19 protein-coding genes and 1 pseudogene are annotated in these 20859 nt (G+C 70.2%); 7 read left to right on the top strand and 13 right to left on the bottom strand.

The window, feature by feature from the left end:
• Positions 1-26: 26 nt before the first annotated feature.
• The 3 genes from G6N48_RS04485 to G6N48_RS04475 are packed head-to-tail and all read right to left on the bottom strand — an operon-like array spanning position 27 to position 2840.
• On the bottom strand, positions 27-1415 hold the full coding sequence (locus tag G6N48_RS04485; RefSeq protein WP_085267192.1) for a class II 3-deoxy-7-phosphoheptulonate synthase: 1389 nt from the start codon (positions 1413-1415) through the stop codon (positions 27-29).
• Between the two features lie 45 nt (positions 1416-1460).
• Complete coding sequence (locus tag G6N48_RS04480; RefSeq protein WP_085267193.1) at positions 1461-1955, bottom strand: polyadenylate-specific 3'-exoribonuclease AS; 495 nt, start codon at positions 1953-1955, stop codon at positions 1461-1463.
• A gap of 9 nt (positions 1956-1964) precedes the next feature.
• Complete coding sequence (locus G6N48_RS04475) at positions 1965-2840, bottom strand: hypothetical protein (protein ID WP_179969928.1); 876 nt, start codon at positions 2838-2840, stop codon at positions 1965-1967.
• Positions 2841-2943: 103 nt separating this feature from the next.
• Between G6N48_RS04475 and G6N48_RS04470 the strand changes: the two genes are divergently transcribed.
• Positions 2944-4221 (top strand): glycosyltransferase 87 family protein, encoded by a 1278-nt coding sequence (locus tag G6N48_RS04470; protein WP_085267195.1) that lies wholly within the window; start codon positions 2944-2946, stop codon positions 4219-4221.
• Here G6N48_RS04470 and G6N48_RS04465 read toward each other — a convergent pair.
• From G6N48_RS04465 to G6N48_RS04445, 5 genes are all read right to left on the bottom strand, one after another.
• Positions 4218-4943, bottom strand: coding sequence for a lysophospholipid acyltransferase family protein (locus tag G6N48_RS04465; protein WP_085267196.1), 726 nt, complete (start codon positions 4941-4943; stop codon positions 4218-4220). The genes G6N48_RS04470 and G6N48_RS04465 overlap by 4 nt on opposite strands.
• Before the next feature lie 85 nt (positions 4944-5028).
• A complete protein-coding gene (locus G6N48_RS04460) occupies positions 5029-5436 on the bottom strand; it encodes a hypothetical protein (RefSeq protein WP_085267217.1) in 408 nt (135 codons plus the stop codon).
• A complete protein-coding gene (locus G6N48_RS04455; protein ID WP_085267197.1) occupies positions 5433-6716 on the bottom strand; it encodes an ArsA family ATPase in 1284 nt (427 codons plus the stop codon). Before G6N48_RS04455 ends, G6N48_RS04460 begins: the two co-directional genes overlap by 4 nt.
• On the bottom strand, positions 6709-7146 hold the full coding sequence (locus G6N48_RS04450) for an SRPBCC family protein (protein ID WP_085267198.1): 438 nt from the start codon (positions 7144-7146) through the stop codon (positions 6709-6711). The genes G6N48_RS04455 and G6N48_RS04450 overlap by 8 nt, the downstream gene beginning before the upstream one ends.
• Positions 7147-7244: 98 nt before the next feature.
• Positions 7245-7634 (bottom strand): polyketide cyclase / dehydrase and lipid transport, encoded by a 390-nt coding sequence (locus tag G6N48_RS04445; protein WP_085267218.1) that lies wholly within the window; start codon positions 7632-7634, stop codon positions 7245-7247.
• Between the two features lie 140 nt (positions 7635-7774).
• Here G6N48_RS04445 and G6N48_RS04440 point away from each other — a divergent pair, with 140 nt between their 5' ends.
• Positions 7775-9577, top strand: coding sequence for an AMP-dependent synthetase/ligase (locus tag G6N48_RS04440; RefSeq protein WP_085267199.1), 1803 nt, complete (start codon positions 7775-7777; stop codon positions 9575-9577).
• A gap of 75 nt (positions 9578-9652) precedes the next feature.
• Here the strand turns inward: G6N48_RS04440 and pimB are convergent, their stop codons facing one another.
• The 4 genes from pimB to G6N48_RS04420 all read right to left on the bottom strand — a co-directional run bounded on the left by pimB (position 9653) and on the right by G6N48_RS04420 (position 13277).
• Positions 9653-10786 (bottom strand): GDP-mannose-dependent alpha-(1-6)-phosphatidylinositol monomannoside mannosyltransferase, encoded by a 1134-nt coding sequence (pimB, locus tag G6N48_RS04435; protein ID WP_085267200.1) that lies wholly within the window; start codon positions 10784-10786, stop codon positions 9653-9655.
• An 11-nt stretch (positions 10787-10797) separates the two neighbouring features.
• Positions 10798-11646 carry a hypothetical protein gene (locus G6N48_RS04430; protein ID WP_085267201.1) on the bottom strand — a complete coding sequence of 283 codons (849 nt, stop codon included), beginning with the start codon at positions 11644-11646 and terminating at the stop codon, positions 10798-10800.
• A 31-nt stretch (positions 11647-11677) separates the two neighbouring features.
• Positions 11678-12805 (bottom strand): peptidoglycan hydrolase RipC, encoded by a 1128-nt coding sequence (gene ripC / locus G6N48_RS04425; RefSeq protein WP_139825569.1) that lies wholly within the window; start codon positions 12803-12805, stop codon positions 11678-11680.
• A gap of 217 nt (positions 12806-13022) precedes the next feature.
• Entirely contained in the window at positions 13023-13277 is a 255-nt protein-coding gene (locus G6N48_RS04420; protein ID WP_085267203.1) for a hypothetical protein, read from the bottom strand.
• Positions 13278-13431: 154 nt separating this feature from the next.
• On the opposite strand from G6N48_RS04420, the pseudogene G6N48_RS04415 reads away from it, so the two are divergent.
• Positions 13432-15267 (top strand): annotated as a pseudogene (locus tag G6N48_RS04415) (DEDD exonuclease domain-containing protein); the annotation flags it as partial.
• Here G6N48_RS04415 and trpD read toward each other — a convergent pair.
• Positions 15205-16293, bottom strand: coding sequence for an anthranilate phosphoribosyltransferase (trpD, locus tag G6N48_RS28055; protein WP_085267205.1), 1089 nt, complete (start codon positions 16291-16293; stop codon positions 15205-15207). The pseudogene G6N48_RS04415 and the gene trpD overlap by 63 nt on opposite strands.
• A gap of 139 nt (positions 16294-16432) precedes the next feature.
• Here trpD and ctaE point away from each other — a divergent pair, with 139 nt between their 5' ends.
• Genes ctaE through qcrB form a run of 4 tightly spaced genes read left to right on the top strand, consistent with a single transcriptional unit; the run spans position 16433 to position 20852 of the window.
• On the top strand, positions 16433-17044 hold the full coding sequence (gene ctaE, locus G6N48_RS04405) for an aa3-type cytochrome oxidase subunit III (RefSeq protein WP_085267206.1): 612 nt from the start codon (positions 16433-16435) through the stop codon (positions 17042-17044).
• Between the two features lie 39 nt (positions 17045-17083).
• A complete protein-coding gene (gene qcrC, locus G6N48_RS04400) occupies positions 17084-17944 on the top strand; it encodes a cytochrome bc1 complex diheme cytochrome c subunit (protein ID WP_085267207.1) in 861 nt (286 codons plus the stop codon).
• Positions 17941-19143, top strand: coding sequence for a cytochrome bc1 complex Rieske iron-sulfur subunit (gene qcrA, locus G6N48_RS04395; protein ID WP_085267208.1), 1203 nt, complete (start codon positions 17941-17943; stop codon positions 19141-19143). Before qcrC ends, qcrA begins: the two co-directional genes overlap by 4 nt.
• On the top strand, positions 19140-20852 hold the full coding sequence (qcrB, locus tag G6N48_RS04390; protein ID WP_085267209.1) for a cytochrome bc1 complex cytochrome b subunit: 1713 nt from the start codon (positions 19140-19142) through the stop codon (positions 20850-20852). The genes qcrA and qcrB overlap by 4 nt, the downstream gene beginning before the upstream one ends.
• Positions 20853-20859: the final 7 nt, after the last annotated feature.

Raw genomic sequence — 20859 nt, 5'->3', positions numbered from 1 at the left:
GAGAGCGTGCGCCCGATGCCGAGCGCTCAGTCGCGGAGCATCTCCGCGACCAGGAAGGCCAGCTCCAGCGACTGCTGGGTGTTCAGCCGCGGGTCGCAGGCGGTTTCGTAGCGGCCCACCAGGTCGGTGTCCGAAATGTCTTGCGCCCCACCGAGACACTCGGTGACGTTCTCGCCGGTGATCTCGACGTGGATGCCGCCCGGGTGGGTGCCCAGCGCGCGGTGCACCTCGAAGAAGCCCTGCACCTCGTCGACGATGCGGTCGAAATGCCGGGTCTTGTAGCCGTTGGACGACTCGTGGGTGTTGCCGTGCATCGGGTCGCACTGCCAGATCACCTGATGACCGGCGGCCTGCACCTTCTCGACGATGGGCGGCAACAGGTCGCGCACCTTGTTGTTGCCCAGCCTGCTCACCAGCGTCAGCCGGCCCGGCTTGTTGTGCGGGTCGAGCCGCTCGACGTACTCGACGGCCAGCTCGGGGGTCATCGTGGGCCCGATCTTGACGCCGATCGGGTTGGCGATCACCTCCGCGAACGCGATGTGCGCGCCGTCGAGCTGGCGGGTTCGCTCGCCGATCCACACGGTGTGCGCCGACAGGTCGAACAGTTGGGGCTCGCCATCCTCGTCCTCGGACAACCGCAGCATCGACCGCTCGTAGTCGAGCACCAACGCCTCGTGGCTGGCGTAGATCTCGGCCGTCTGCAGGTTCCGGTCGGCGACTCCGCAGGCGCTCATGAACCTCAGTGCGCGGTCGATCTCGGTGGCCAGGGCCTCGTAGCGTGCGCCGGCCGGCGACGTACGGACGAACTCCCGGTTCCAGTCGTGCACCCCGTGCAGCGAGGCCAGCCCGGACGACGTCAGCGCCCGCACCAGGTTCATCGCCGCGCTGGCGTTGGCGTAGGCGCGCACCAGCCGCGACGGGTCGTGTTCGCGCACCCCGGCGTCCGGCGCGAAGCCGTTGATCATGTCGCCGCGGTAGGACTTCAAGCCCAGCGCGTCGATGTCGGCCGACCGCGGCTTGGCGTACTGGCCCGCGATGCGGGCCACCTTGACCACCGGCATGCTCGAGCCGTAGGTCAGCACCACGGCCATCTGCAGCAGGGTGCGGATGTTGCCGCGGATGTGGGGCTCGGTGTTGTCGGTGAACGTCTCCGCGCAGTCGCCGCCCTGCAGCAGGAAGGCCTCGCCCCGGGCGACCTGGGCCAGCTGGTCCTGCAGCCGGAGGATCTCCGAGGGGACCGTCACCGGCGGGACGCTTTCCAGCACCGTGCGCATCGCCGCCGCCTGGTCGACGGGCCAGCTGGGTTGCTGGGCCGCCGGCTTGGCCAGCGCGGCGTCCAGCCGGGCGCGCAGGTCGGTCGGCAGCGGCGGCAACGACGGCAGCTGGTCGATCGGGATGTCGACGGTCCAGTTCATCGGTCCATGGTAACCGGGTCGCGGCATCGGCCGTGCCAGGCCTGATCAGGGCGAACGCTCTGCAGCGGCGACGATCGCGCGGAATCGGTGCAGTTGCTCGCGGGCGTCGACCAGGGCGTCGTGGACGTCGCGCGGCCGCGGCGGCAGCGGCGGGCAGCCGCGGTCTTCCCACAGCTGCCGCAGTTCCCTTGTGAAGCGCGGAATCGCCCGGGGCAGCTCCGGCATGGTTCCCCACAACTGGCACAGGGCCACGTGGTCGTAGGCGGCGATCCAGGCCCACAGCTCGATCGGTTCGGCGCCGCCGACCGCCAGGAACTCCTCGAGGTCCTCGCGGATCTGCCTGCGCGATCGCCACGCCTGCGACGCGGGGGGCGGCAGTTTGGGCAGTACATTGGCGCGCACCCAGCTGCCGGCGCGCTCGGGGTCGAACTCCGTGGACACCGCGTAGTACTCGCGGCCGTCCTCGGCGACCATCCCGATGGAGATCAACTCGATGGTGCGGCCGTCCTCGATGAACTCGGTGTCGTAGAAGTACCGCACCCGGGCAGCCTAGCGGCCGATCAGGATGGGCTCGGTCCCCTCGGGTGGCGGCGCCGGATGCACCTCGTGGTCCAGTTGGGCGTCGACCAGCCGTTCGTCGGGCAGTCGCGGCGTGCCGGCGATGGCGCACTGCAGATACAGCTTGGCGCGGATGACCGGGCGGCGCAGTGTCCGTTCCCGCTGCAGCGCGCGCCGCATCTTGTCGGGCTGGGCGCCGTAGCGCCAGCGGGCCCAGGGCGCATGGGGGCGCGACAACCGGATGGCGCCGACGACCAACAGCACGACGATGAACATGCCGAGCAGACCGGTCCACACCTTGCCCTTGAGCACCACCACCACGGCCAGCGGCAGGGTCAGCGCCATCGCGCTGCCGACTGCGGCGCGCAGCGCCACCGAGTCGGCGCCCTGCCAGATGGGCAGGAAGAACATCAGCGGATGCAGGCCCATGATGAGCAGCCCGGCCACCGCGACGGCGGCGAAGACCGCGTCCACCGACGTCCGGCCGTCCTCTGACCAGTAGACGTCGGACAGGTGCAGGATCAACGCGTACTCGTCGAGAACCAGCGCGGCGCCGATCCCGAAACATGTTGCAGCGATGGTGAATTGGGGCTCATGCCCGTCGATGGAGAGGGTGACCAACGTCAGCCCGGAGAGCAGCACCAGCACCACCCCGAACGTCACGTGGTGGATGTGCACTCCGCCGATGTGCACGTTGCGGGGCTGCCACCACCGGGTCGGGCGACCCGCGTCGGCGCGGTGACGGATGATGCGCACGAAAGACCGGGTGACGAAGAACGTCAGGATGAAGGCGATCAGGCAGCAGAGCAAGGGTAGCCGGCCGCTGTCGTGGATGTCGTGGTCAAACCAGCGCGACGCCCTCGACACGAACCAGTGGAGCACTCTTGCAACCTACGCCTGTCGCCGTCGACCGAGCGTGCGCCGCGCTGCGCCTGCGCCGGGCGCGACACCGATTACGCTGTTGAGCGACATGAGTATGCGGCAGGCGCCCGGGGTGGGCATTCGACCGGGGCAGCTGCTGCTGTGGTGCCTGCTGTGGCTGGCGGCGGCGGCGGGACTGGGCTACGTGGCCTGGCAGCTGTTCGGGCACACGCCGTATCGCATCGACATCGACGTGTATCAGATGGGCGCGCGGGCGTGGCTGGACGGGCATCCGCTCTACCGCGGCGACGTGCAGTTCCACACACCGATCGGCCTGAACCTGCCGTTCACGTATCCCCCGCTCGCGGCCATCGTCTTCTGCCCGTTCGCCTGGCTGCACATGCCCGCGGCCAGCGTCGCGATCACCGCGCTGACCCTGCTGCTGCTGGTGGTGTCGACCGTGATCGTGCTGACCCGTTTGGACGTGTGGGACACCTCGGCGGCGCTGCCGGGCCCGGCCTGGTTGCGACGGTCGTGGCTGGCCGTCGCGATCGTGGTCCCGGCGGCGATGTGGCTCGAACCGATCGTGTCGAACTTCGCCTTCGGCCAGATCAACGTCATCCTCATGACGCTGGTGATCGCCGACTGCGTGCCGCGGCGCACCCCGTGGCCGCGCGGGCTGCTGCTCGGTGTGGGAATCGCGCTGAAGCTCACCCCGGCGGTGTTCCTGCTGTATTTCGTGCTGCGCCGAGACAACCGCGCGGCGCTGACGGCGATGGCGTCGTTCGTCGGGGCGACGTTGCTCGGTTTCGTTCTGGCGTCCGACGATTCGTGGGAGTACTGGACGCACACCGTGCACCACACCGACCGGATCGGCGCGGCGGCACTGAACACCGACCAGAACATCGCCGGCGCACTCGCACGGACCGGCCTGTCCGAGCAGCACCGCTTCCTGCTGTGGGTGGCCGCGTCGCTGCTGGTCCTCGCGCTGACGGTGTGGACGATGCGGCGGGTGCTGCGGGCCGGCGAGCCCCTGCTGGCGGTCGTCTGCGTTGCGCTGTTCGGCCTGGTGGTGTCCCCGGTGTCGTGGTCACACCACTGGGTCTGGATGCTGCCGGCGGTGCTGGTGACCGCGGTGCTGGCGTGGCGGCGCCGCAGCGCGGCGCTCGCGGCCGTCAGTGCGCTCGGAGTGGCGCTGATGAGATGGACGCCGATCGATTTGCTGCCCAAGCATCACGAGTCGGCGGCGGTCTGGTGGCGCCAGCTCGCCGGGATGTCCTACGTGTGGTGGGCGCTCGCCGTCATCGTGGCGGCCGGGTGCGCGGTCGCCTCGCGGCGGCCCGTGCGGGACGCGTCGGCGCAGCCGTTGACGCCGGTGACGGCCTAACCGGCCGCGGTCTCGGGGATCCGGGCGGCTTCGGCGGCGGCGGCCTGCTCGCGCTGTTCTTTCACGCTGGCCGCGTAGATGTCGACGTACTCCTGGCCCGAGAGCCCCATCAGCTCGTAGATCACCTCGTCGGTGACGGCCCGCTCGATGAAGCGGTTACCGGCCAGACCTTCGAAGCGGGAGAAGTCCATCGGCTCGCCGATGCGGATGGTGATCCGCCCGAACCGCAGCATGTTGGTGCCGGGCGGGTTGACGACGTTGGTCCCGATCATGGCCACCGGTATCACCGGCACCCCGGTGTGCAGGGCCAGCCGCGCCAGGCCGGTCTTGCCCTTGTACAGCCGGCCGTCCGGCGAGCGGGTGCCTTCGGGGTACATGCCCAGCAGCTTGCCCTGGCTGAGCAGCCTGTCGGCGGTGCTCAGGGCGGCCTGCGCGCTGTCGGCGTCGGTGCGGTCGATCGGCACCTGGCCGACTGCGGTGAAGAACCAGCGCTGGAACCAGCCTTTGAGACCGGTGCCCGTGAAGTATTCGGCCTTGGCCAGGAAGGTGATCCGGCGACGCACCATCAACGGAAGGTAGAAGCTGTCCATCACCGCCAGGTGATTACTGGCCAGGATTGCCGGTCCGGAGCTCGGGATGTGTTCCAGCCCTTCGATTTTCGGCCGGCCTATCACGTAGAGCAGCGGACCCAGCAGAACGTACTTGAATAGCCAGTACCACATGGCCCTCCCTCTCGCCCGCACCGCCGGTGTCCTGCGCCAACTGTACCTATCCGTAACGGCAGGGACCACCTTCGGCGCGCCCCAATCACTCCTCGACCGTGACGGGGATGGACTGATACCGGGATCTCGGGCCGCGGTCTTGGACGCCCGCACCGGCGTCCGGCTCCGCCCCGGGGCGGCCGCCCGGCGGCCCGTCGGGCGGCGGTTCCGGCGTCGCGGTCGACGACCGGTCGAGGTCGTCGACGATGGCCCGGATCACCTCCAGCAACGCGATGCTGTGGTCGGCCACGACGGTGAGCAGCGGGTGCTGGTCGCCGGTCGCCAGCGCGGCCAGCGCACACACCGGGCACCACACCTGCTGGCATTTGCCGGTGCCCACTCCCGCGCCGGCGGTCAGCGCGGCGGCCGTGCGCACCGCGGGGTCGATCCCGTCCAGGATGGCCTGGGCGAGCCTGCGCAGTTCCGGACCGATTTCGGGGTGAGCCCCGCTCATCTGGGCCACACCTCCGGGTCTGGTCGGAATCGAACCGTCAGCTCGCTGCCCCGCAGATGCGCGTCCAGGACCGTGCACCGTCGCAGCACGGACGCCAGCCGGACCCTGCGCCGCAACCCGCCGGCGCTGATGATCAGGTCGTCGTCCACGCGTCCCAGCGTCAGCGCCGAATGATCGAGCTGGGGCAACGCTAGCCGCATCCGGTATGTCGACCCAAGTCCCGACCCGGATTCCAGGTCCACCACCGGCCGCAGCGGTCCCGGCGGCGCCGTCCCACCGCGCCGCCGGGCGCTGTCGAGCAGCGCCCCCAGCGCCTTCGGGCCGATCGGCTCGCCGGACAGGTGCGGAGTCAGGACCAGCGCCACCTCACCGATGGCGGAGTCGAGCTCGTCGAGGACGGCCTGCTGCTCCCCGATGCGTTCGGCGTACCAAGAGAAGGCCGGGTGGTCCGGCAGGTTGCGGTATTCGTAGGAATCGTCTTTCACCAGCACCTGGTTGACGATCAGCTCCTCGACGCGCACCCCCATCAGCGCCAACGATCCCAGCGTCCGCATCGCTTCGGCGGCGACCACCCGCTCGGCGGTCAACACCAGGTGGGCGCCGACCAGCTCGCCGTTGGTCAGCAGCGCGGAGAGCCGATCGACGCTGGCGCTGATCCGCTCGAGGAGTTCCACGACCGCCGCCGACCGGGGGTCGTCGGCGGCGAGGGTCAACCGCCGATGGCGCGGCCACGCGCGTTCGACGTAGAGCGCGAAGGTGGCGGGCAGCGTCAGCATGCGCAACGCGTCCGCGGTCGAGGCGCAGTCGACGACGATACGGTCCCATCGCCCGGAGGCGGCGAGTTCGCCGACGGCGTGCAGGCCGAGCACCTCCTGGATGCCGGGCAGCGCTGAAAGCTCCTCGGGGGCAATGGTGCTCAGCTCGGAGTCGGGGAACCGCCGGTCCAGGGTGTCGACCACACCGCGCCACCGCGCCTCCAGCAGGGCCAGCGTGTCCAGCGCCAGGGCGTCGAGGAAACCGCCGCCCGCCTCGGCCTGCCCGGTGTCGAGGTCGGCGAGCACCCGCACCGGCTCGCCGCGTCCGTTGGGCGGGACCGCAACGGCCAGCACGTCACCGAGCGAGTGCGCCTGGTCGGTGGAGACCAGCAGCACCCGCCGGCCCGCGCTTGCGTCACCGACCGCGGTGGCGGCGGCCAGGGTGGATTTTCCTACCCCGCCCTTGCCGACGAAAAGACTGATCCGGGCCGGGACGGGAGCCCGGAATTCAGCGGACTCACTCAGCCTCGACTCGTTTCTTGAGATCCTTCAACGCCGTGTCGGTCAACCGGCGCTCGGCCTTGCGCTTGAGCAGGCCGATCATGGGGACCGCGAGGTCGACCGAGAGCTCGTAGGTCACCTCGGTGCCAGAACCCTTGGGCGCCAAGCGGTATGAGCCTTCCAGGGCGCGCAGCAGCGAACTGGAGACCAGTGTCCAGCTCACCGATCGCCGGTCTTTGGGCCACGTGTAGGCCATGACCATGGTGTCCTTGATGACCGCGGCGTCCAGGACCAGTCGCGCGGTTTTCGGGTAGCCGTCGGCGTCCTTCTCCTGCACTTCGGCTTCCTTGTATTCCGAGATCCACTTCGGATAGGAATCGATGTCGGCGATCACCTGCATGATCACGCCCGGGTCGGCCTCGATGTAGATGGTTTGCGTCGTCTTCTCCGCCACCTGGCTGCTGCCCTCTCTCCCGCAAGCGGGTCGACGCGCCCGCAGGATCGCCCCGGACCTCCGGTCGCAAACGGTACTCGCGCGCGGACCCGACCCGGCTAACCTACCGGAGAAACCCCGACCGGACGGAGCCGTTCCAGCGTCGTCTTGACCTCGAAGGCCATATTCTTTCCCGCCACCCGACGGCGGTGCGTCATCTTCGCCAGATTCAGCTTGGCCAGCTGCCACGCCGCCATTCCGGTCGGTTCGGCGTGCAGGAAGTAGTGCAGCACCACGCCGTCCAGCGAAGGCTCCAGCCACACCTCCATGGTGCCGGTCAGCGCGCCGGTGACCGCCCAGCGGATTCCTTTCTCGCCGCGGTCCTCGACGACCTCGAGGCGCAGATCAGGCCACCACCGGCGCCAGCTCGCGCGGTCCGCGACCGCGGCGCCGACGCGTGCGCCGTCGGCCGCGACGTACGTCTGATCGGCGATCTGGATGCTGTTCACGAGCACAGCTTCACACATAGGGCTCCCTCGCCGGGCGCGGGGCGGGCCAACGGGACCGTGCCGGCGAATGCGCGGATTAGGCTTGACCTGAGCGAGCCGGCTCCCCGGAAACGTCATCGAGTCGAATGAGGTCAGCGAAAGTGCGTGAGTACAGTGTCCCCGCCCGCTTCACCGTCGGCGAGCACGACAACGTGGCGGCGGTGGTCTTCGAGCACGAGCGCGAGGATCCGGGCTTCGTCATCTACCGCCGTCAGGTCAACGGCGAATGGATCGACGTCACGTGCGCCGAGGCGGCGAGCCAGATCCGCGCGGCGGCGCTCGGGTTGATCGCCCAGGGGGTGCAGGCCGGTGACCGGGTGTGCATCTTCTCCGCGACCTGCTACGAGTGGGCCATCCTGGACCTCGCGATCCTGTCCGTCGGCGCGGTGACGGTGCCGATCTACGAGACGTCGTCGGCCGAGCAGGTCCGTTGGGTGCTGCAGAATTCGGAGGCCGTGCTGGCGTTCGCCGAGACCGACGCCCACGCCGCCATGGTCACCGAGCTCACCGCCGAACTGCCGGCGCTGCGCCGTGTGCTGCACATCAACGGTTCGGGCCCCAAGGCGGTCGACCAGCTCAGCGAGGCCGGCGCCTCGGTCGACGCGACCGAGCTGACCGCCCGGCTGGAGGCACTGCGCGCCGACGACCCCGCGACCCTGATCTACACCTCGGGCACCACCGGGCGACCGAAGGGCTGCCAGCTCACCCACTCGAACCTGTTGTACGAGATCCGGGGAACCAAGGAGTGCCTCCCGACGCTGCTCGACGAGGGGCAGCGGCTGCTGATCTTCCTGCCGCTGGCCCACGTGCTGGCCCGGTCACTGACCCTGGCGGCGTTCACCAACAAGGTAACCGTCGGGTTCACCAGCGACGTCAAGAACCTGCTGCCGTTGTTCGCGGTGTTCAAGCCGACGGTGGTGGTCTCGGTGCCGCGGGTGTTCGAGAAGGTGTACAACACCGCCGAGCAGAACGCTGCCAACGACGGCAAGGGCCGGATCTTCGCGATCGCCGCGCAGACCGCGGTCGACTGGAGCCGCGCCCACGACGGCGGCCGGCCGGGTCCGATCCTGCGGGCCAAGCACGCGCTGTTCGACCGGCTGGTGTACCACAAGCTGCGCGCGGCGCTGGGCGGCGACTGCCATGCGTCCGTTTCCGGCGGGGCGCCGCTGGGCGCACGCCTGGGCCACTTCTACCGCGGCGTGGGCCTCACCATCCACGAGGGCTACGGCCTGACCGAGACCAGCGCGGCCATCACGGTGAACCAGGTCGGCAACGTCAAGATCGGCACCGTCGGAACGCTGGTGCCGGGCAACAGTCTTCGGATCGCCGAGGACGGCGAGCTGTTGGTGCGCGGCGGTGTGGTGTTCAGCGGCTACTGGCGCAACGAGCAGGCCACGGAGGACGCCTTCGCCGAGGGCTGGTTCAAGACGGGCGACCTCGGCGCCGTCGACGAGGACGGCTTCCTGAAGATCACCGGCCGCAAGAAGGAGATCATCGTCACCGCCGGCGGGAAGAACGTCGCCCCGGCCGTGCTCGAAGACCAGTTGCGGGCGCACCCGCTGATCAGCCAGGCGATGGTGGTCGGCGACAACAAGCCGTTCATCGGCGCGCTGATCACCATCGACCCCGAGGCGTTCGACGGCTGGAAGCAGCGCAACCAGAAGTCGTCCGGGGCGTCGGTGGGTGATCTGGCCACCGATCCCGACCTGGTCGCCGAGGTGGACGCCGCCGTCAAGCACGCGAATCTGGCTGTGTCGCATGCGGAGTCGATTCGCAAGTTCCGCATCCTGCCGGTCGACTTCACCGAGGACACCGGCGAATTGACCCCGACGATGAAGGTCAAGCGCAACGTGGTGGCCGAGAAGTTCGCCTCTGACATCGACGCGATCTACGAGAAGGACTAGGGGCGCGCGGGGCCCGAGCGTGCGGGTGGTGTCGCTCGGCTCCCGTGTGAAGCCAACGTCACGCGAGCCGACGAACTAGCCGTCGAGCAGACCGGCGAGCCGCTGCGCCAGTGTCTCCCAGCGCCACTGGGACACCACCCACTCGCGGCCACACGCGCCCATCGCCGCGGCCTTGTCGCGATCGATGAGCAGCCCGGCGACGCCGTCGGCGATCCCGTCGACCGACCGGCCGTCGACCACCAATCCGGTCTTGTTGTGCCGCACCGCTTCCGGCGCTCCCCCGGACCGGCCGGCGACCACCGGCACCCCCGTCGCCGAGGCCTCGAGGAAGACGATGCCCAGCCCCTCGACGTCCATGCCCGCGCCGCGGGTTCGGCACGGCATCGCGAAGACGTCGGCCAGTGCGTGGTGGGCCGGCAGTTCGGCGGCCGGCACGCCGCCGGTGAACTTCACGTGATCGGCCACCCCGCACTCCCGGGCCAGCTTGCGCAGCGTGTCGAGGTAGGGGCCGCCGCCGACGACCACCAGCGCGGCGCCGTGGGCCCGCCGCCGGATCGACGGCAACGCCTTGATCAGCATGTCCTGCCCCTTGCGGGGCACCAGCCGAGACAGGCACACCACCGTCGGCCGCTCGCCCAGGCCGTAGCGGGCCCGCAACTCGGCCCGGGCGGCCGGGTCGGGCCGGAAGCGGTCGGCGTCCACGCCGGGCGGCAGGTACTCCAGCGACGCCTTGGGCCCGAAGGCCGGCGCGACCCGGGAGCGCGTGTAGCGGCTGACGAAGGTGACGACGTCGGTGTCCTCGCCGATGCGGCGCAGCACCGAGCGCGCGACCGGAAGCATCGACCAGCCCACCTCGTGGCCGTGCGTGCTGGCCAGCACCCGCGTCGCCCCGGCGTCGCGGGCCCGCCGGGCCAGCAGCGCCAGCGGCGCGGCCGCGCCGAACCACACGGTGTCGATGCCGTGGTCGGCGATCAGGCGGCGCATCCGGGCATCGACCCCGCGCCCGGGCAGCATCAGCGTCCCCGGATGGCGCACCACCGGATAGCCGGCCGCGCGGTCGAATGCGTCGGCACCCTTCCACTGTGGCGCGTAGACCAGCACCGAATGCGACCCGGCGTCAACCAGCCGGGCGACGAATTCCCCCAGATACGACTGGATGCCACCGGGCCGGGGCGGAAAGTCGTTGGTTACCAGCAGGACCCGGCTCACAGTGGCTCAGGCTAGCGTGTCGCCCACTGGTGCCAGCGCACCAGCACGCCGGCGGCGTCGGTGCCCAGGGCGTCGTGTACGGCGGTGGGCACGTCGGCGTGGCCGGCCCCGCAGCCGGCCAGGTACAGGTCGCGCAGTTTCGGCGGCCCGTAGGTGTCCGCGACGAAGCGGGCGAACCACCAGGCACGGTCGTAGGCCAGCGAGCGCTGCGCGCCGGCTGCGTCCAGGTCGGCGTCGGCGGGCAGCGTCAACGGCACCGGCAGCGCGTCGGCGGGCACCGGGGCCGCCGGCCGGCCCACGTAGTCCGCGACCCCCTCGGTGAGCCACCGTGGTGCGTCCGGGGCGGTATAGGCGCGCGCGGCGTAGTGAAAAAGCTCGTGTGCCAACACTATTCGCAGCGCACGTTCGGTCATGTTGGCCGCGCCCGGCGCGAATACGATCCGCTCGCCGACCGCAACGCGGCGCTCCACGTCGAGGCGGTCGGCGACCGTCACGGCCGCGATGCCGGCCCATTGCGACGCAGGTCCCCCGCCGGCGGCCGCGCGGAATTCCTCGTCGGTCTCCGCGGCGACGACCGAGATGTCGTGCGACCAGTCGGAACCCCAGAACGTCTCCACCGCGGCGATCGCGGCGCCGATGTTCGACGCCACCCGGGCCAGCAGCCGGTCGCCGGCCACACCGCCGAGGCTGGATAGCCGGACCTTGCGGTCGCCGGCGACCAGGGACTTCGTCGCGACGCCGAGGTGGCTGCGCGCGGGCGTGACGAGCTGCGCGGGCCTCACCCGACTGTCGAGGGCCGCGTCGAACGGCACGGCCGCCGCCACCACCAACTCGACGACGAAAACCCAGGCCAGCAGCATCGAAAGCCGCCGGCGCCGCGCCCCCGCAGGTCTAGTAACGGCGGGCGTCGTAGATCGGGCCCCCGGCGTTCATCGGCACCACCCGCACCGGCACGCCGTAGGTCGAGGAGTGGATCATCATGCCGTCACCGACATAGATGCCGGTGTGCGATGCGTCGGAGTAGAAGGTGAGCACGTCACCGGGCTGCAGGTCCGACAGGGCCACCGGCTGGCCGCCGCGGGCCAGCGCCTGGCTGGAGTGCGGCAGCGAGATGCCCGCCTGCTGGAAGGCCCACATCACCAGCCCGGAGCAGTCGAACCCGCCGGGCGCCGCCCCGCCCCACACGTAGGAGGAACCGACCTGGGTGAGCGCGGCCTGCACGACGGTGGCCCGGTCGCCGCCGCCGGGAGGCGCGCCGAATCCACCGGGCGGCGGGGCCTGGCCCGGTGCGGGCTCGCCGCCGGGCGGGTTGCCCGGGGGCGCCGCGTCGGGCGCGGGCCCCCCCGGTCCCGGGGCGGGCGCCGCGTTGGCCAGCGCGTCGCGCTGTTCGGCGGTCAGGGAGACGTACTGCGACTTGACGACCGCGATCTGCACCTGCAACTGGCTCTGCTTGGACTGCAGGCTCGCGCGGACGGCGGCGGCCTGTTCGGCGGCGCTCTTGGCCTCGGCCGCCGACTTCGCCGACTCCTGTTCGGCCTTGGCGGCCTGCTGACCGGCGAAGCGGAAGCTCGCCATCTGGGTCCGCATCTGGGTCGCCATCAACCGCTGCACGGCCAGCTTGTCGATCAGGCCCTGCGGCGAGCCCACCGTCAGGATGGCTTCCATGCCGTCGACGCTGCCGCCCATGTAGGTCGCGGCGGCGAGTTTGTTGACCGCACCCTGGAAGGAGGCCAGCCGGGCCTTCGCCGCGTCGACGGCGGCCTGGTCGTCGGCGTGCTTCTTGTCCGCCGCGTTCTGGGCGGCCAGCTTGTCGTTGAGGTCGAGCTCCGCGGTGTGCATGGCCTCGGTGGTCTGCTCGGCCTGCCGCGAGAGCTGGTTGAGTTTCGCGAGGGCGTCCTGCGCCGGGTCGGCCGAGACGTTCGCGGCCAGTGCGCCCGACAACATAGTGAAGCCCGCCAGTGCCCCGACGACTTTCCGTGTGATCCCACGCGCAATCGGGTACCTAGAATCAAGCCTCAAGATTTGCATCCTTAAACGGCCATCGACGGAAAAGCCGTCGAGCTGGTTTAGGTCTCAAACAGGTTACGAAAGCATATCGACGTTTGTCCAAAGCGGACGCTTAAGAAATTAGAAAGATTTCTGTCATTTCTATGTGAGAGGCCGCCTCCACGCTGAGGTGGCCCAGCACCTCGCGCTCGCTGGACCCATGCATTAATACCGTTGCGACGCAATGATTTCAAGCGACCCCCGAGTCGCGATGGTGACGAATCGGCACCAACTGGAGGCGCGGCGCCAGCCCGACTTCGGCAAGCACCTCCAAAGCGGCACGTTCGTCCTGCAACAACGTCTCGGGGACCCCGAGCAGGACGCTGACCACACAGTCGCGGCAGCCGGGCCCCCGCACCGCGCATTCGTCGCAGTCGATCACCACCGGCGCACCGCCCCCCGGCCCGGCGGTGCCGGTGCTGTCGTCTCCGTTGCTGTGTGCCATCGCGCTCGGTCCTCTCGGTCACGTCTCCGACGTTCACGCCGGACTGCCCCGCACGCTAACCGCCGCCACCGACAACCCCCGCACCCAAATCCGTCGACCGGGCCCGGCGTGGGAACACCGCGGGTGTCGGTGGGGGTGCCTAACGTCGCCTGCCATGGGTGCAAGTGGCGCTGCTCAGCTGAGTTTCGCCGACCTGGAGCCGCGGTTCGGCGCCGACGAGGTCTCGCTGCGCGACACGACGTTCGTCGTGGTGGACCTGGAGACCACCGGCGGGCGCACCCGGGCCACCGACGGGGCCACCCCCGACGCCATCACCGAGATCGGGGCCGTCAAGGTCCGCGGCGGGGTGGTGCTCGGCGAGTTCGCCACCCTGGTCGACCCGCAGCGCAGCATCCCGCCGCAGATCGTCTCGCTCACCGGCATCACCAGCGCGATGGTGTGCGACGCCCCGACCATCGACGCGGTCCTGCCGATGTTCCTCGAGTTCGCCGGTCCGGCGGTGTTCGTCGCCCACAACGCCGGGTTCGACATGGGGTTCCTGCGCGCGGCGGCCGAACAGTGCGACATCGCCTGGCCGCGGCCGCAGGTGCTGTGCACGGTCCGGCTGGCCCGCCGCGTGCTGACCCGGGAGGAAGCCCCGAGCGTGCGGCTGGCCGCCCTGGCGCGGCTGTTCTCCGTCGCGTCCCGGCCCACCCACCGCGCCCTCGACGACGCCCGCGCCACCGTCGAGGTGCTGCACGCGCTCATCGAGCGCGTCGGCAACCAGGGCGTGCACACCTACGCCGACCTGCGCGCCTACCTGCCCCGCGTGACGCCGGCCCAGCGGCGCAAGCGGGTGCTCGCCGACGGCCTGCCGCACCGGCCGGGGATCTACCTGTTCCGCGGGCCGGCGGGCGAGGTGCTCTACGTCGGCACCGCCGTCGACCTGCGCCGTCGTGTCGGTCAGTACTTCACCGGCGCCGATCCGCGCGGCCGGATGAAAGAGATGGTCGCGCTGGCCGGCGCCGTCGACCACGTGGAGTGCGCGCACGCGCTGGAGGCCGGGGTGCGCGAGCTGCGGATGCTGGCCGCCCATGCGCCGCCCTACAACCGCCGGTCACGGTTTCCGCAGCGCTGGTGGTGGGTGGTGCTCAGCGACGAGGCGTTCCCGCGCCTCGCGGTGGTGCGCGCGCCCCGGCACGACCGCGCCGTCGGCCCGTTCCGCTCCCGCGCCGACGCGGCCGACACCGCGGACCTGCTGGCGCGGTTCACCGGGCTGCGCACCTGCACGACGCGGCTGGGACGTTCCGCCCTGCACGGACCGGCCTGCCCCCGACTCGAGGTCGCACCCTGCCCCGCCGCCCGGGACGCGGCGGCCACCCAGTACGCGGCGGCCGTCGCGCGCTGCGCTTCGCTGATCGACGGGCTGGACAACGGCGCCCTGGCCGGCGCCGTCGACGAGGTCGGTGCGCTGGCGCAACGGCGGCTCTTCGAAAGCGCCGCCCGGCTGCGCGACCGGACCGCGGTCGCCGTCGAGACCCTGTGGCGCGGCCAGCGGCTGCGCGCGCTGGCCGCCCTTCCCGAGCTGGTCGCCGCCGCCCCGGACGGCGCCGGCGGCTACCACCTCGCCGTCATCCGGCACGGTCAGCTCGCCGCGGCCGGAACAGCCGAACGTGGGGTGCCGCCGTTGCCGGTGGTCGACGCCTTGCGCGCCGGCGCGCAGGCCATCCTGCCGACGCCGGCCCCGCTGGGTGGAGCGCTGGTCGAAGAGACCGCCCTGATCGCCCGGTGGCTGACCAACCCGGGGGTGCGCATCGTGCGTGTCGAGGGCACCGGCGACGCCGCGGGCTGGGCGTCGCCGCTGCGCTCGGCCGGTCCGTGGGCGGCCTGGGCCGCGCTGGCGCGCTCGGCGCGGCTGGCCTCGCAACAGGTGGCAGCGCCGCCCGACTCAGACTTGCCGGCTGAACCGCACCCATCGCGCGAGCAGCTGTTCGGCCGCGCCGCAGTCGATGGCCGCGGCGGCCCGCCGCAGCCCGTCCTCCCACGCCGGCAACCATTCAGCGCGGCTGGATAGGCCGGCGTGCGCGACGATCGCCCCGGCCGCGTTGAGCACGACCGCGTCGCGCACCGGCCCCCTGGCGCCGCCCAGCACCGCGTGGACCTCCGCGGCGTTGAACTGCGCGTCGCCGCCCACCAGCTCGGCGAGATCGGCTCGGGCGAAACCGAACCCGGCGGGATCGAACGTCAGCCTGTCCACGGTCCCGGCCTGCACCCGCCAGATCGTGCTGGTGGTGGTCGTCGTCAGCTCGTCGAGCCCGTCGTCGCCGTGGACCACCAGCACGCTGGATTTGCGCGCGGCGAACACCCCGGCCATCACCTCGGCCAACCCGGCGAACGCACAACCGATGAGGCCCGCGCGCGGCCGCGCCGGATTCGTCAGCGGCCCAAGGAGATTGAACACCGTCGGCACGCCGATCTCGCGGCGCACCTCGGCCGTGTGCCGGTAGGACGGGTGGAAAAGCGGCGCGAAGCAGAACCCGATGCCAAGCTCGGTGAGGCTGCGCGCGACCTGCTCGGGGCCCAGGTCGATCCGCACGCCCAGGGCCTCGAGCGTGTCGGCACCGCCGGACAGCGACGACGACGCCCGGTTACCGTGCTTGACCACCGGCACGCCCGCGGCGGCCACCACGATGGCCGCCATCGTGGACAGGTTGACGGTGTTGACGCCGTCGCCCCCGGTACCGACGATGTCCACCGCATCGTCGCGGACCGCCGCCGGCAGCGCCAGCGCGTGACTCAGCATCACGTCGGCCAGCTCGCTGACCTCGGCCGCGGTCGGCACCTTCATGGTCATCGCCACCGCGAAGGCCGCGATCTGGGCCGGCTTCGCGGCGCCGGCCATGATCTGATCCATCGCCCAGCCGGCCTGGCCGCGCGCGAGATCCTCACCGGCCGTCAGCCGGGACAGGACCGCCCGCCACGACGGGGCCGCCCCGGCGGGGTCGCCCACAGCGGTGGTCTCAGGTTGCGTGCCCACGCGCCGATGGTCCCACGGCCGTCACACCCGCCCCAACCGTCGCCGGGCGACCGCCGGCGTCGACCGAATCACAACACGGACAAGATCAAATGCCGCCCCGGGTGGAGTTCGACAACTACAAAGCGTCATACTTGCGGATGTGACCAGCGCTGCCGGGACTTCAGGTACTGCAATTACGTCGCGCGTTCATTCGCTGAACCGGCCGAACATGGTCAGTGTCGGCACCATAGTGTGGCTTTCCAGCGAGCTGATGTTCTTTGCCGGGCTGTTCGCGATGTACTTCACCGCCCGCGCCCAATCGGGCGGGAAGTGGCCGCCGCCGCCCACCGAGCTGAACCTCTATCAGGCGGTTCCGGTGACGCTGGTGTTGATCGCGTCGTCGTTCACCTGCCAGATGGGGGTGTTCGCCGCCGAGCGCGGCGACGTCTTCGGCCTGCGCCGCTGGTACGTGGTCACGTTCCTGATGGGGCTGTTCTTCGTCTGCGGGCAGGGTTACGAGTACTACCATCTGGCCACGCACGGCACGACCATTCACGGCAGCGCCTACGGCAGCGTCTTCTACCTCGCGACCGGCTTCCACGGCCTGCACGTCACCGGCGGGTTGATCGCCTTCATCTTCCTGCTGGTCCGCACCGCGATGAGCAAGTTCACGCCGGCGCAGGCCACGGCCAGCATCGTCGTGTCGTACTACTGGCATTTCGTCGACATCGTCTGGATCGCGCTGTTCACCGTGATCTATTTCATCCGTTAAGGCCGGCGTCTTCACACAGGAATGAACAGGAGTGCTCGGTTGAAGAAACTGGGGTCCACCCGATCCGGTCGCACCAAGCGGCCGAGTCAGCGCAACGACCGCGCCCGCCGGCGGCTTCGCCGGCGCCTGTCAGGCGGCCTGCTGCTGCTGATCGCGCTGACCGTCGCCGGCGGCCTGGCCGCCGTGCTGACCCCGCGCCCGCAGGTGGCGGTCGCCGACGAGTCGTCGTCGGCGTTGCTGCGCACCGGCAAGCAGTTGTTCGACACCTCCTGCGTGTCGTGCCACGGCGCCAACCTGCAGGGCGTGCCGGACCACGGCCCGAGCCTCATCGGCGTCGGCGAGGAGGCCGTCTACTTCCAGGTCTCCACCGGCCGGATGCCGGTCATGGCCGACGCGGCGCAGGCCCCGCGCAAGGAGCCGATCTTCGACCAGTCGCAGATCGACGCCATCGGCGCCTACGTGCAGGCCAACGGCGGCGGGCCCACGGTGGTGCGCAACCCGGACGGCAGCCTGGCCATGCAATCCCTGCGTGGCAGCGACATCGGCCGCGGCGGTGACCTGTTCCGGCTCAACTGCTCGTCGTGCCACAACTTCACCGGCAAGGGCGGCGCGCTCTCGTCGGGCAAGTACGCACCGGACCTGGGCGAGGCCAACGAGCAGCAGATCCTCGCCGCCATGCGGACCGGCCCGGAGAACATGCCGAAGTTCGCCGACAGTCAGCTGTCCTTCGACTCCAAGAAGGACATCATCGGCTACATCAAGTCCGTGACCGAGGAGCGCCAGCCCGGCGGCTACGGCCTTGGTGGATTCGGACCCGCACCCGAGGGCATGGCCGCCTGGATCATCGGCATGGTGGCCGCCATCGGCCTGGCACTGTGGATTGGGGCACGAGCACAATGACCGACGTTCACGGCTCTGACACCGACAAGGGCGGACCCGGGGCGCCCCACGAGCCCAGCGACGCCGCGCTGGCCGCGATGTCGCAGCAGGAACTGGTGGAGCTGGGCGGCAAGATCGACGGCGTCGAGACCGTCTACAAAGAGCCGCGCTGGCCGGTCGAGGGCACCAAGGCCGAGAAGCGCGCCGAGCGCTCCGTCGCCCGCTGGCTGATGCTCGGCGGTTTCTTCGGGCTCGCGCTGCTGCTGATCTTCTTGTTCTGGCCCTGGGAGTACAAGCCGAAGGACGCCCCCGGCAGCCTGCTCTACACGCTGACCACCCCGCTGTACGGCCTGACGTTCGGGATGTCCATCCTGTGCATCGCGATCGGCACCATCCTGTTCCAGAAACGCTTTATCCCCGAAGAGATCTCGATCCAGGACCGCCACGACGGCGCCTCCCGCGAGGTCGACCGCAAGACCGTGGTGGCCAACCTCGCCGACGCCTACCAGGGCTCGACGGTCGGGCGGCGCAAGCTGATCGGGCTGTCGCTGGGCATGGGCCTGGGCGCGTTCGGCCTGTCCACCCTGGTCGCGTTCGCCGGCGGCCTGATCAAGAACCCGTGGAAGCCGGTGGTGCAAACCGCCGACGGCAAGAAGGCCGTGCTGTGGACGTCCGGCTGGACACCGACCTACAAGGGCGAGACCATCTTCCTGGCGCGTGCCACCGGCAGCACCAGCGAGGCGCCGTTCATCAAGATGCGGCCCGAGGACCTCGACGCCGGCGGCATGGAGACCGTGTTCCCGTGGCGCGAGTCCGACGGCGACGGCACCACCCCGGAGTCGCAGGAGAAGCTCCGCCAGATCAACCAGGGCGTCCGCAACCCCGTGATGCTCATCCGGGTCCGGCCCACCGACATGTCGCGGGTGGTCAAGCGGCAGGGCCAGGAGAGCTTCAACTTCGGCGAACTGTTCGCCTACACGAAGGTCTGCTCGCACCTGGGTTGCCCGGCGTCGCTGTACGAGCAGCAGACCTACCGGATCTTGTGCCCCTGCCACCAGTCGCAGTTCGACGCACTGCACTTCGCCAAGCCGATCTTCGGTCCGGCGGCGCGCGCGCTGGCGCAACTGCCGATCACAATCGACACCAACGGGTATCTGGTTGCCAACGGTGACTTCATCGAACCCGTCGGACCGGCATTCTGGGAGAGGACGACGACATGAGTCCCAAACTGAGTCCCCCGAAGATCGGTGATGTCCTCGCCCGCCAGGGCGAGGACATCGACACGCGCTATCACCCCTCGGCGGCGGTTCGCAGACAGCTGAACAAGGTGTTCCCGACCCACTGGTCGTTCCTGCTGGGCGAGATCGCGATGTACAGCTTCATCGTGCTCCTGCTCACCGGCGTGTACCTGACGCTGTTCTTCGATCCGTCCATGGCCGAGGTCACCTACAACGGCGCATACCAGCCGCTGCGCGGCGTCGACATGTCCAAGGCCTTCGCCTCCACGCTCGACATCTCGTTCGAGGTGCGCGGCGGCCTGTTCGTCCGCCAGGTCCACCACTGGGCCGCACTGCTTTTCGCGGCGTCGATCATGGTGCACATGGCGCGCATCTTCTTCACCGGCGCGTTCCGGCGCCCGCGTGAGGCCAACTGGGTGATCGGGTCGCTGCTGCTGATCCTGGCCATGTTCGAGGGCTACTTCGGCTACTCGCTGCCCGACGACCTGCTGTCCGGCATCGGGCTGCGCGCCGCGCTCTCGTCGATCACGCTGGGCATGCCGGTGATCGGCACGTGGCTGCACTGGGCGCTGTTCGGCGGGGACTTCCCCTGTGGCGGCGTGGGCAACGAGTGCGCGACCGCGGGCTACATCATCCCCCGCATGTACGCCCTGCACATCCTGCTGATTCCGGGGATCATCCTGGCGCTGATCGGGCTGCACCTGGCGATGGTCTGGTTCCAGAAGCACACCCAGTTCCCCGGGCCGGGCCGCACCGAGCACAACGTGGTCGGCGTGCGCGTCATGCCGGTGTTCGCCGTCAAGTCCGGCGCGTTCTTCGCCGCGATCGTCGGCGTGCTGGGCCTGATGGGCGGCCTGCTGCAGATCAACCCGATCTGGAACCTGGGCCCCTACAAGCCATCCCACGTCTCGGCCGGCTCGCAGCCCGACTTCTACATGATGTGGACCGAGGGCCTGGCGCGCATCTGGCCGCCATGGGAGTTCTACTTCTTCCACCACACGGTGCCCGCCCCGGTCTGGGTGGCGCTCATCATGGGCCTGATCTTCGGGCTGCTGGTCGTCTACCCCTTCCTGGAGAAGCGGTTCAGCGGTGACCATGCGCACCACAACCTGCTGCAGCGGCCGCGCGACGCCCCGGTGCGGACATCGCTGGGCGCGATGGCGATCTCGTTCTACATGCTGCTGACCCTCGCGGCGATGAACGACATCATCGCGTACAAGTTCGACATCTCGCTGAACGCGACCACGTGGATCGGCCGAATCGGCATGGTCATCCTGCCCCCGGTCGTCTACTTCATCGCCTACCGGTGGTGCGTCGCGCTGCAGCGCAGCGACCGCGAGGTGCTCGCGCATGGCATCGAGACCGGCATCATCAAGCGGCTGCCGCACGGTGCCTACGTCGAGCTGCATCAGCCGCTCGGCCCGGTCGACGACCACGGCCACCCCCTGCCGCTCGAGTACCAGGGAACGGCTCTGCCCAAGCGGATGAACAAGCTCGGCTCGGCCGGTTCGCCGGGCAGCGGCAGCTTCCTGTTCGCCGATCCGGCGTCGGAGGACGCGGCGCTGCGCGAGGCGGCGCACTCCGGCGAGCAACGCGCGCTCACCGCGCTGCGCGAGCACCAGGAGAGCATCGTCGGCTCGAACGGCTCCAACGGGTCGAACGGCTCCAACGGCGAGGGCGGCTCGCACTAAGCACCGG

Source organism: Mycobacterium parmense, from assembly GCF_010730575.1.
GTDB classification, from domain to species: Bacteria; Actinomycetota; Actinomycetes; order Mycobacteriales; family Mycobacteriaceae; genus Mycobacterium; species Mycobacterium parmense.
Note: the sequence above shows the minus strand (reverse complement) of the source record. Positions and strands in the feature narration are given on the sequence as shown.

Bases quoted from the DNA above. Each gene is read 5' to 3' on its own strand.
- G6N48_RS04485 (WP_085267192.1), bottom strand. From the start codon at position 1,415: ATGAACTGGACCGTCGACATCCCGATCGACCAGCTGCCGTCGTTGCCG.
- G6N48_RS04470 (WP_085267195.1), top strand. From the start codon at position 2,944: ATGAGTATGCGGCAGGCGCCCGGGGTGGGCATTCGACCGGGGCAGCTG.
- G6N48_RS04465 (WP_085267196.1), bottom strand. From the start codon at position 4,943: ATGTGGTACTGGCTATTCAAGTACGTTCTGCTGGGTCCGCTGCTCTAC.
- G6N48_RS04460 (WP_085267217.1), bottom strand. From the start codon at position 5,436: ATGAGCGGGGCTCACCCCGAAATCGGTCCGGAACTGCGCAGGCTCGCC.
- G6N48_RS04430 (WP_085267201.1), bottom strand. From the start codon at position 11,646: ATGCTGCTGGCCTGGGTTTTCGTCGTCGAGTTGGTGGTGGCGGCGGCC.
- G6N48_RS04420 (WP_085267203.1), bottom strand. From the start codon at position 13,277: ATGGCACACAGCAACGGAGACGACAGCACCGGCACCGCCGGGCCGGGG.
- qcrA (WP_085267208.1), top strand. From the start codon at position 17,941: ATGACCGACGTTCACGGCTCTGACACCGACAAGGGCGGACCCGGGGCG.
- qcrB (WP_085267209.1), top strand. From the start codon at position 19,140: ATGAGTCCCAAACTGAGTCCCCCGAAGATCGGTGATGTCCTCGCCCGC.